Here is an 11289-nt window from a genome sequence, read left to right as displayed (position 1 = left end):
CCCCTCGTTTTCTTCCGCTTTCGCTGCCGTGAAGCTGCGTCTGCGTCGGAGGAGCAGAACTATAGCAAAGATGCCCCCTGTCATGCAAGAGGCATCGAAACGCGCTGCGACCGTCAGAACGCTTCGGCGCTGGCTGGTCCGCTCAGGCGTTTGACCTGGATATCGCGGAAGAACACCTCAGCCCCTTCTGTCTGGATCGAGAATTTCCCGCGCGTCAGCGGCACGGCCTTGCCGTCGACGGATTGGCGCGAGTTTTCTGCACGCAGGACTTCGTGGCCGTTGACGACGTGGATGATCGTCTTGCCGTCGGCGATGATCTCCATCGTATTCCACTCGCCCACCGGCTTTTCGTAGTTGCCCAGCTTCTCGATGCGTCCGGCGATATTGGCATGGATGGGCTGCGCGGGATCGTAGCGCTGGAACTTCCAGTTGCCGAGCTTCGTATCGCTTGCATGGGCATCGACCATCACGCCGTCCAGGCTGTAGTAATCGCCGCACTCGTCTTCCTTGAGCTGGAACTCGTGGCTGCGCATCCAGTTGCCGTCCTGCGCATCCGGCCTGCCGACCGCGTAATACAGGATGCCGCTGTCGCGTGGGGTCTCCAGGCGCGGCGCCCATTTCTTCGTGCCCCACTTCATGTCGAACTTGAGGTGGAAATGATCGTACTCGCCGACGGTCGACATGGCGCCCCACTCCTCGCCCGAGATGCGCAGCGTGCCATCCACGACCGTGAACACCTTGCGCGGGTCCGTATTCGCGCCACGCGTCGACGTCGGCACCTTCATGTTGTCGACCGGCGGTTGCATGCTCAGCCAGGTCGTCCACCCCGACAGGTCCTTGCCGTTGAAGAGTGGCGTCCAGCCATTGTCGGCAGCTTGCGACGGCGCGGACAGCGCCAGCACGGCGCCCAATACGCCCACGCGGGCAAGCGTGCGAAAGCGAATCATCGGTATCTCCTTATAGTTTCTTGTTCTGGACAGCGGCCGCGGGAGCCGCCTGAACGCCTGTCAAGACAGGCGCGGCCAATCTAGCATGCTCATCTTGTGAGCGCTATCAACATCGATCACCTTGCCGATTTCGTTATAAATTTTTCCGATTTTCTGACATGTCCAAACTTTTCCAAATGCTAAGATCAACGCACAAGGGAACCGAAGACGATGTTTTCAGAGTTCCCGTCACCGAGACGGAGACACAGCAGGATGAGCACACTGATCATCGGCAGAGGCATGGTCGTCGCCCATGGTCCGGACCCGGACCGCAAGGATGGCCCATGCACGCGCACGCCGGCCCTGCCTTATAAAGAATGTACCAATTTCTTTACGGAACACGGCATCTCGACACCGAGTACCCTGTTCGACACCCTGTCCGACACCTATTACTTTGCGAAGAACACGGCCGGCCAGTTCGTCTGGGGTAACCGCCTGCTGCAGGAGCAGCACGACCTGGCGGGCGTGAGCGACATCATCGGCAAGACCGACCACGATTTCTTCCGCCGCGACATCGCCGACCGCATCCGGGCCGACGACCTGGCGGTGATCCACACCGGTTTCACGGTCAAGAACAAGCTCGAGGTCATCGACAGCGGCAAGGGCGAGCTCACCTGGCTGTTCACGACCAAGGCGCCGATCCGCGACCGGCACGGCGACATCGTCGGCATCGAAGGGTTTTCGCGCGATGCCCGGCGTTCGCAGGACACCATCGCCCCGTTCCACGAATTCAAGGCCTGCATCGAATACCTGCAGGCGCACCTGATGGAACACATCAGCATCGACCACCTGGCGAAGCTGTCCTGCATGTCGCTGTCGACGTTCGAGCGCAAGTTCAAGCAGCATTTCTCGCTCACGCCCAAGCAATACATCCTGCACATGAAAGTGCACGAGGCATGCAGGATGCTGCCGACCGCCGGCAGCATTGCCCGCGTGGCCGCGGAGACGGGCTTCGGCGGCCAGAGTTATTTCACCAAGCAGTTCCGCAGCGTCGTCGGGATCACACCAAAACAATACCTGCTGTCGCTGGCGGCAGGGCGGGCCGGCGCCAGGCGCCACGCGGCCCGCATCCCGGCCTGACGCTTTATCGCTCTTGTTGTCGTCGTCTTTCTTGGAGGAGAGGCATGTCACACCTTGAACACCGCACCGATCACGGGCCGCGAGAGCCCGACGGTGCACGGCGCCAGACCCTGGCGCGGCTGGCCGCCTTCTGCGGCCTGGCATTGAGCGACTTCGCGCTGGGCAGCGACGTCCTCGCGGCTGCAACCAAGTCTGCGACTCAGGCCGCAACCGAGGCCACAACCAAGGCCGCCCGCCCCGAATACCTGTCCCCCGACGAGCTGGCCCTGACCGGGGTGCTGGCCGAATTGATCATTCCGCAGACCGACACGCCGGGCGCGCTGGCGGTGGAGGCGCATCGCACCGTCGACCACCTGCTGGCCGTGTGCGCGCTGCAGCCCGCGCAGGGCGCGTTCCGGACCGGCCTGGCGCGCATCGACGCGGTGGCCCGGGAAAGCGACGGCAAGCCGTTCGCGGCACTGTCCCCGCCGCGCCAGGCGGCGCTGCTGCGCGCCATCGACAGCGGCGCGGCGCCCTTCCATGCCGGCGACCAACGCTTCTTCCGCCAGCTGAAAGGGTATGTCGCGTTTGCCTACTACACCTCGGAAGCGGGCGCCTCGCGCGAGCTGGCCTACCTGCCGGTACCGGGCGGCTTCATCGGCCACCTGAAAGTCACCAGCGCCACCCACACGTGGGCAATCTGAACAAAGGCCCGCTTACATGGAACCTCTTTCGTCCTTCATCATCAAGACCACCCCGGAACGCTTCGACGCCATCGTCGTCGGCTCCGGCATCACCGGCGGCTGGGCCGCCAAGGAACTCACGGAACGCGGGCTGAAGACGCTGATGGTCGAGCGCGGCCGCCCGGTCGAGCATGGCGTCGGCTACATCGGCGAAAACCGCGATCCGTGGACGATGCCGAACCGCGGCAAGGTCGACGCGCAGGTGGCACAGGAGCAGTACGCCATCCAGCGCCAGTGCTACGCCTTCGACGAGCACACGCAGCAGTTCTTCAACAACGACCGCGACATGCCCTATTCGACGCCGGCAGACCGCCCGTTCAGCTGGATCCGCGGCAACCAGCTGGGCGGCAAATCGCTGATGTGGGCGCGCCAGTCCTACCGCTGGAGCGACCTGGATTTCGAGGCCAACCTGAAGGACGGCCACGGCAACGACTGGCCGATCCGCTATGCCGACCTGGCGCCGTGGTACAGCCACGTCGAGCGCCATGCGGGCATCAGCGGCAGCAAGGAAGGACTGGCCGTGCTGCCGGACGGCGAATTCCTGCCGCCCTTCGAATTCAACGCGGTCGAACTGGCGTTCAAGCAGAAGTTCGATGCCAGGTACGCGCCGGCGCGCATGATCATGGGCCGCACCGCCAACCTGAACCGCGCCACCGCGGCGCACCTGGAACAGGGCCGCGTCCAGTGCCAGGCGCGCAGCCAGTGCGCGCGCGGCTGCTCGTTCGGCGCCTACTTCTCGACCCAGAGCTCGACGCTGCCGGCGGCGCTGAAGACGGGGCGCCTGCGCATCGCCACCAACAGCATCGTGCATAGCGTGATCTACGATCCGAAGACCAACCGCGCCACCGGCGTGCGCGTGATCGATGCGGAAACGATGGAGACGCGCGAGTACCACGCCAGGGTCGTGATGCTGTGCGCCTCGACGCTGGCGTCCACCGCGATCCTGCTGAACTCCACGTCGAGCGCCTTCCCGACCGGTCTCGCCAACTCGTCCGGCGTGCTCGGCCACTATCTGACGGACCACCTGTGGGCCGCCGGCGCCGACGGCCGCGTCGAAGGTTTCGAGAACGAGTACTACCAGGGCCGCCGTCCGACCGGGGCCTACATCCCGCGCTTTCGCAACGTCGTCGACAAGCACCCGCTGTTCACGCGCGGCTATGCGCTGGCCGGCGGCGCCGCGCGCGAAGGCTGGCAGGCCGCGGCCGGCAAACCGGGCTTCGGCAAGGAGTACAAGGCCATGATCAGGAAGCCCGGCCCCTGGCGCTTCGGCCTGCACGGCCAGGGCGAGATGCTGCCGCGCTTCGAGAATGCCGTCAGCCTGCACCCGACCAGGAAGGACAAATGGGGCATGCCGCTGCTGCACATCGATGCGAGCCATTGCGACAACGACCGCAAGATGCGCGAGGACATGGCCGACACCGCCGCCAACATCCTCGAATACCTGGGCGTGAAGGACGTGCGCAAGACCATCGCGACGGCGGAGGAGTATCCGCCCGGCCTGGCGATCCACGAGATGGGCACGGCGCGCATGGGACGCGACCCGAAGACCTCCGTGCTGAACGGCTTCAACCAGGCCCACGACGTGCCCAACCTGTTCGTCACCGACGGCGCCTCGATGGCCTCGGGCGCCTGGCAGAACCCGTCGCTGACCTTCATGGCCCTGACCGCGCGCGCCTCGGCCTATGCGGTGGACGAAATGAAGGCCGGCCGCATCTGAACGAAACGACATCGACAACAAGGACATCATGAACAAAACCAGCCTGGCTATTGCCGCCGCCCTCCTCGCCGCCGGCGCGGCGCATGCCGAGACCAGCCCGCGCATCGGCCTGCAACTGTGGTCCGTCAAGGACGAGATCAAGCAGGACTTCGAAGGCACGCTGACGAAGATCGCGGGCCTGGGCTTCCAGGGCGTGGAATTCGCCGGCGAGTTCGGCCCCTACAAGGACAACGCTGCGGGCCTGAAGGCGTTCATGGACAAGACGCACCTGCAATGCGCCGGCGCCCACATGCATTTCGACGCGCTCGCCGCCGACAAGTTCGATGCCACCACGGCGTTCTACAGGACGCTGGGCTGCACGAACCTCGTCATCTCGATGGACAAGCGCGGCGCCAGCACCGAGCAGAGCGCGCAGATGAGCAAGGAGCTGACGGCCCTCTCCGGCAAGCTGGCCGCCAAGGGCATGACCATCGGCTACCACAACCATGCCCAGGAAATGCGCGGCGCGGTCGGCAGCACGCCCTGGGACGTCATCGCGCGCGGCACGCCCAGGGCAACCGTCATGCAGCAGGACGTGGGCTGGACGACCTTCGCCGGCAAGGATCCGGTGGCCTACGTGAAGACCTATCCGGGCCGCACCCGCACCACCCACTTCAAGGCCAAGCTGGCCGAGGGCGCGCCTGCCGCCGGCGGCGTGCCGATCATCGGCCAGGACAAGACCGACTGGGTGGCGCTGACGCGCGCCGTGCGCCAGGTCGGCGGCACCGACTGGATCATCATCGAGCAGGAAGAGTACCCGAACGGGATGGGCCAGCTGGAGACGGTCGCCGCCTCGATGAAGGGCCTGCGGGCCGTCCTCGCCGATCCCGCGGCGAAGTGACGCCGTTCCGACCATGAGCCTGTCCGTCCGCTTCGACCACATCGTCAAGGACTTCGGCCCGGTGCGCGTGCTGCACGGGGTCGACTTCGCGCTCGAACCCGGGCGCGTCGTCGGCCTGCTGGGCGAGAACGGCGCCGGCAAGTCGACCCTGATGAAGATCCTGGCCGGCTACGAGCGCCCCAGCGGGGGCCGGCTCGTGGTCGACGGCGTCGAGCGCCGGTTTGCCGATGCGCGCGACGCGCAAGCGCTCGGCATCGCCCTCATCCACCAGGAATTCAACCTGGCCGAGCACCTGAGCATCGCCCAGAACATCTTCCTCGGCCACGAAACCACCCGCGCCGGCTTGCTCGACCGCCGCGCCATGGCACGCGAGGCCGCCGCCTGCCTGGCGCAGGTGGGCCTGGCCGCCGATCCGGACACGCGCGTCGCCGACCTCATCGTCGCCGAAAAGCAGCTGGTCGAAATCGCCAAGGCGCTGTCGCGCAAGGCGCGCCTGCTGATCATGGACGAGCCGACCGCCAGCCTGTCGCCGGGCGAAACCCGCACGCTGTTCGCCCTGATGGCGCGCCTGAAGGCGGAGGGCGCCACCATCGTCTACATCTCGCACAAGCTCGACGAGATGGAAGCGCACACGGACGAAGTCGTCGTCATGCGCGACGGGAAGTTCGTCACGCGCGCGCGGACGGCGGACGTCAACCGCCAGCAGATGGCCAACCTGATGGTGGGCCGCGACGTGTCCGACATGTTCCAGCCCAAGGCCTTCGTCTCCGCCGATGCGCCCGTGCTGCTGCGCGTGGCGGACCTGCACGTCCCCGGCTGGATCGAGGACCTGCACTTCGAGGTGCGCGCCGGCGAGATCCTCGGCTTCGCGGGGCTCGTGGGCGCCGGCCGCACGGAAGCCTTCGAAGCCATCCTCGGGCTGCGGCCGCGCAACGCTGGACGCATCGAGATCGATGGACGCCCGGCCGCCATCCGCAACCCGCGCGACGCCATGCGCCTGGGCCTGACCTACCTGAGCGAGGACCGCAAGGGCAAGGGACTGCACGTCGACCTGGGCCTGCGCGAGAACCTCACCATGATGACGCTCGAGCGCGACGCCCGTCCCTGGCTGGACCTCGAGGCCGGGCGCCGGGCGCTCGACCGGGCCATCGTGGATTTCGGCATCCGCCTGCGCGACCCGGACTGCGCGGCGCGCTCGCTGTCCGGCGGCAACCAGCAGAAGCTGGCGCTGGCCAAGTACCTGCATTCCGATCCGCGCGTGGTCGTGCTGGACGAGCCGACCCGCGGCGTGGACGTCGGCGCCAAGCGCGACATCTATGCGCTCATCCACCAGCTGGCGCGCGAAGGCCGCGCGGTGGTCGTCATCTCGTCCGAGCTGATCGAACTGATCGGCCTCGCCCACCGCGTGGCGGTACTGCACGGCGGACGCCTGCAGGCCGTGCTCGGCCCCGACCAACTTACCGAAGAAAACCTGATCGCGCATGCAACCGACACCCACCATGAAACCAGCCACTGAGTCCGGCACCAAGCCCGCTACCGACCGCGATCCCAGGGCGGCGGGGTCCTTCTCGGGCCTGCGCCGGCTGAAAGGCCTCGGACCGGTCGTCGCGCTGGTCCTGCTGTGCATCGCCGGCGGCCTGCTCAACCCGGACTTCGCCACGTTCGACAACATGATGAACGTGCTGACGCGCACGGCCTTCATTGGCATCATCGCCGTCGGCATGACCTTCGTGATCGTTTCCGGCGGCATCGACCTGTCGGTGGGCTCGATGGCGGCGCTCATCGCCGGCACCATGATCGTCGCGATGAACGCGCTGGCCGCCGGCGCCCATCCGCCGTCCGCGCCCGTGATCATCGCGCTCGGCATCGCGCTGGCGCTGGCCTTCGGCGCCGTGTTCGGCATCGCCCACGGCCTGCTCGTCTCGCGCGGACGCATCGAACCGTTCATCGTCACGCTGGGCACGCTGGGCCTGTTCCGCGCGGTGCTGACCTGGCTGGCGGACGGCGGCGCGCTGAACCTCGATTTCGCCCTGTCCGAAGCCTATGGCCCGGTGTACTACCAGAGCGTGCTGGGCGTGCCGGTTCCGGTATGGGTGTTCGCCTTCGTGGCGATCGCCGGCGCCGTGGTCCTGAACCGCACGGCCTACGGCCAGCACGTGCAGGCCATCGGTTCGAACGAACAGGTGGCGCGCTACGCGGCGATCCGCGTCGACCGCGTCAAAGTACTTACTTACCTGCTGCTGGGCGTGTGCGTGGCCATCGCCACCATTCTCTACGTGCCGCGCCTGGGCTCGGCCACGCCGACCACCGGCATCCTGTGGGAGCTGGAGGCGATCGCCGCGGTGGTCGTCGGCGGCACGTCGCTGCGCGGCGGCGCCGGCCGCGTCATGGGCACCGTGGTCGGCGCGATCCTGCTGTCCGTGATCGGCAACATCCTCAACCTCACCAGCATCATCAGCGTGCACCTGAATCCCGCCGTGCAAGGCGTGGTGATCATCGCCGTCGCGTACCTGCAGCGCGGCCGCCGCTGACGTTCGATTATTTGATTCGATTATTTGAACAGGAATCCACATGCGCTCATCGAACCAATTACTGACCTGCCTCGCCGCCGCCTGCGCCCTCGCGTTCGGCGCCGGCCAGGCCATCGCCGCCGAAAAAGTCACGCTCGGCGTGTCCATTCCGACGGCCACCCACGGCTTCACCGGCGGCATCGTCTGGTGGGCCAACCAGGCCAAGCGCGAGCTGGAAGCGGCCAACCCGACGCTGAAGGTCATCGTCAAGACGGCGGCCAGCACGCCCGAGCAGGCCAACCAGGTGCAGGACCTGCTGGTGGTGAACAAGATGAACGCGCTGGTGCTGCTGCCGCTGGAATCGAGTTCGCTCACCCAGCCGGCCGCGCAGGTGAAGAACAAGGGCGTCTACGTGACGGTGGTGGACCGCGGCCTGACCAACCCCGCGGCCCAGAATGCCTATGTGGCGGGCGACAACACGGCCTTCGGCCGCCTGCCGGCCGAGTACCTGGCCAAGCGCCTGAACGGCAAGGGCAATATCGTCGTCCTGCGCGGCATGCCGAGCACCATCGACAACGAGCGCACCAACGCCTTCAACGAGGAGATCAGGAAGTACCCGAACATCAAGGTGCTGGATGCGAAGTACGGCAACTGGAACCGCGACGATGCCTTCAAGGTCATGCAGGACTACCTGACCCGCTTCAAGCAGATCGATGCCGTGTGGGCGGCCGACGACGACATGGCCGTGGGCGTGCTGAAGGCGATCGAACAGGCCAGGCGTACCGACATCAAGGAAGTGTTCGGCGGCGCCGGCGCCAAGTTCGCGATCAAGAAGATCCTCGACGGCGACAAGCTGGTGCAGGCCGACGTGTCCTACTCGCCCAAGTTCATCTACGACGCCATCAAGATGACGGCGAACGCGCGCCTGAAGGGCCAGGCCCTGCCGGCCAAGACGATCGTGCCGTCGGTGCTGATCACGCGCGAGAACGGCAAGCAGTTCTATTTCCCCGATTCGCCCTACTGACCGACCGACGAGGACCAGCATGAAGACCATCAAGGGACCGGCGATCTTCCTCGCCCAGTTCATGGGCCAGGAAGCGCCTTTCGACACGCTCGCCCACCTGGCCGGCTGGGCGCGCGGCCTGGGCTACGAAGGCATCCAGCTGCCGACCGACAAGCGCCTGTTCGACCTGGACGTGGCGGCCGGGAGCCAGACCTATTGCGACGACATCAAGGGCCTGCTGGCCGAGCACGGCCTGCAGATTACCGAACTGTCGACCCACCTGCAGGGCCAGCTGGTGGCCGTGCATCCGGCCTACGACCAGCTGTTCGACGGTTTCGCGGCGCCGCACGTGCGCGGCAATCCGCAGGCGCGCCAGGCCTGGGCCGTCGAGCAGGTCAAGGCGGCGGCGCAGGCGTCGCGGCGCCTGGGACTCGTCACGCACGCGAGCTTTTCCGGCGCCCTTGCCTGGCCCTATGTCTACCCGTGGCCGCAGCGGCCGGCCGGGCTGGTGGAAGAGGCGTTCTCCGAACTGGGCCGGCGCTGGCGTCCGATCCTCGACGTCTTCGACGACGCCGGCGTGGACGTCTGCTACGAGCTGCATCCGGGCGAGGACCTGCACGACGGCGTGACCTTCGAGCGCTTCCTCGATGCCGTTGGCGGCCACCGGCGCGCGAACATCCTGTACGACCCGAGCCACTTCGTGCTGCAGCAGCTCGACTACCTCGCCTTCATCGACATCTACCACGAGCGCATCAAGGCCTTCCACGTGAAGGATGCCGAGTTCCGGCCGAACGGACGCCAGGGCGTGTACGGCGGCTACGGCGGCTGGCTGGAGCGCGCCGGGCGCTTCCGCTCGCTGGGCGACGGCCAGGTCGACTTCTCCGCCATCTTCTCGAAGATGGCGCAGTACGACTACGCCGGCTGGGCCGTGCTGGAATGGGAGTGCGCCCTCAAGCATCCGGAGGACGGCGCGCGCGAAGGCGCGGACTTCATCCGCCGCCACATCATCCGCGTGGCGGAACGCGCGTTCGACGACTTCGCCGGCAGCGGCGCGGATCGCGAGCAGGTGCGCCGGCTGATGGGGATCCCGGCATGACGGCGATTGGAGCAGGTACAGCGGCGGCAATGCAGAAACGCCGGCTGCGCCTGGGCATGGTGGGCGGTGGCGACGGCGCCTTCATCGGCGCGGTGCACCGCATCGCCGCGCGGCTGGACGATTGCTACGAGGTGGTGGCGGGCGCCCTGTCGAGCGATCCGGAACGCGCACGGCACAGCGGCGCCGCGATCCGCCTGGATCCGGCGCGCAGCTACACGGACTACCGGGAGATGGCACGCATGGAGGCGGCCCGCGAGGACGGCATCGACGTCGTCGCGATCGTCACGCCCAACCACCTGCATGCGCCGGTGGCCACCGCCTTCCTCGAGGCGGGCATCCACGTCATCTGCGACAAGCCGCTCGGGATCTCGCTGGCCGAAGGGGAAGCGCTGGCAGCGCTCGCGCGCCGGCAGCACCGCGTGTTCGCGCTCACCCACACCTACACGGGCTATCCGATGGTGCGGCATGCGCGCGAACTCGTCGCCTCGGGCGCGATCGGCGACATCCGCCTGGTGCACGTGGAGTATGCGCAGGACTGGATGGCCGAGACGACGAACCAGGACCCGGCGTTCCAGGCGACCAACTGGCACAACGATCCGCGGCGCGCGGGCCCCACCGGCTGCACGAGCGACATCGGCACCCATGCGTTCCAGCTCGCGGGTTTCGTCAGCGGCGTGCAGCCGAACGAACTCCTGGCCGAACTGCACGCGTTCACGCCGGACCGCACGCTGGACGACCATGTACAGGTGATGCTGCGCTACCCGAACGGCGCACGCGGCATGCTGTGGTCGAGCCAGATGGCGACGGGCTGCGAGAACGCGCTCAAGCTGCGCGTGTTCGGCACGAAGGCGAGCCTGTCCTTCGACCAGGAGAACCCGAACGAGCTGTGGCTCACGCCCCAGGGCGGGGTGGCGCAGCGCCTCACGCGCGGCCGCGTGCAGGGAGCGGCGGCGGCTCACGCCACACGTGTGCCCAGCGGCCATCCGGAAGGTTATCTGGAAGCGTTCGCCCAGCTGTACCGGGATGCGGCCGCGCAGATCCATGCGATCGATGCGGGGCAGCCGCTGCCCGAGGCTAGCCTGCCGCTGCCGACGGTGGCGGATGGCGTGGCAGGGATGAAGTTCATCGACGCCGTGCTGGCCAGCCATGCGGCCGGGTCGCGCTGGGTCGGATTGGGGGTCTAGATAGTCGTTTCGTTCGAGACGATTCGAGCGCCCCAAAGCAAAAAGCCCCACCAGGATCACCTGGTGGGGCTTTTCATATAACTAGCCTGACGATAACCTACTTTCACACTG

Annotated in this window: 10 protein-coding genes; 9 read left to right on the top strand and 1 reads right to left on the bottom strand. The window is 66.9% G+C overall.

The genetic code is table 11. The features are described from left to right. Positions 1-113: 113 nt before the first annotated feature. Positions 114-947 carry a DUF1080 domain-containing protein gene (locus QPK32_RS26325; protein WP_290415740.1) on the bottom strand — a complete coding sequence of 278 codons (834 nt, stop codon included), beginning with the start codon at positions 945-947 and terminating at the stop codon, positions 114-116. 252 nt (positions 948-1199) lie between these two features. Between QPK32_RS26325 and QPK32_RS26320 the strand changes: the two genes are divergently transcribed. The 9 genes from QPK32_RS26320 to QPK32_RS26280 are packed head-to-tail and all read left to right on the top strand — an operon-like array spanning position 1200 to position 11178. Next, positions 1200-2066, top strand: a complete 867-nt coding sequence (locus tag QPK32_RS26320; RefSeq protein WP_290415739.1) for an AraC family transcriptional regulator — start codon at positions 1200-1202, stop codon at positions 2064-2066. A gap of 44 nt (positions 2067-2110) precedes the next feature. After that, positions 2111-2749 (top strand): gluconate 2-dehydrogenase subunit 3 family protein, encoded by a 639-nt coding sequence (locus QPK32_RS26315; protein ID WP_290415738.1) that lies wholly within the window; start codon positions 2111-2113, stop codon positions 2747-2749. Between the two features lie 16 nt (positions 2750-2765). Continuing rightward, positions 2766-4505, top strand: a complete 1740-nt coding sequence (locus tag QPK32_RS26310) for a GMC oxidoreductase (protein ID WP_290415737.1) — start codon at positions 2766-2768, stop codon at positions 4503-4505. Between the two features lie 28 nt (positions 4506-4533). Continuing rightward, positions 4534-5385 (top strand): sugar phosphate isomerase/epimerase, encoded by an 852-nt coding sequence (locus QPK32_RS26305; protein WP_290415736.1) that lies wholly within the window; start codon positions 4534-4536, stop codon positions 5383-5385. Between the two features lie 13 nt (positions 5386-5398). After that, the gene (locus QPK32_RS26300) at positions 5399-6901 is read left to right on the top strand and encodes a sugar ABC transporter ATP-binding protein (RefSeq protein WP_290415735.1); all 1503 of its coding nucleotides are present in this window, start codon (positions 5399-5401) and stop codon (positions 6899-6901) included. Next, entirely contained in the window at positions 6885-7916 is a 1032-nt protein-coding gene (locus QPK32_RS26295; RefSeq protein WP_290415734.1) for an ABC transporter permease, read from the top strand. The genes QPK32_RS26300 and QPK32_RS26295 overlap by 17 nt, the downstream gene beginning before the upstream one ends. A gap of 40 nt (positions 7917-7956) precedes the next feature. After that, positions 7957-8919 (top strand): substrate-binding domain-containing protein, encoded by a 963-nt coding sequence (locus QPK32_RS26290; protein ID WP_290415733.1) that lies wholly within the window; start codon positions 7957-7959, stop codon positions 8917-8919. Positions 8920-8938: 19 nt separating this feature from the next. Further along, entirely contained in the window at positions 8939-9994 is a 1056-nt protein-coding gene (locus tag QPK32_RS26285; RefSeq protein ID WP_290415732.1) for a sugar phosphate isomerase/epimerase, read from the top strand. A 29-nt stretch (positions 9995-10023) separates the two neighbouring features. Then, complete coding sequence (locus QPK32_RS26280; RefSeq protein WP_290415731.1) at positions 10024-11178, top strand: Gfo/Idh/MocA family protein; 1155 nt, start codon at positions 10024-10026, stop codon at positions 11176-11178. The last annotated feature ends 111 nt before the right edge of the window (positions 11179-11289 follow it).

Origin of the sequence: Massilia sp. YIM B02763, from assembly GCF_030412015.1 — a bacterium.
Lineage (GTDB): Bacteria > Pseudomonadota > Gammaproteobacteria > Burkholderiales > Burkholderiaceae_D > Telluria.
Note: the sequence above shows the minus strand (reverse complement) of the source record. Positions and strands in the feature narration are given on the sequence as shown.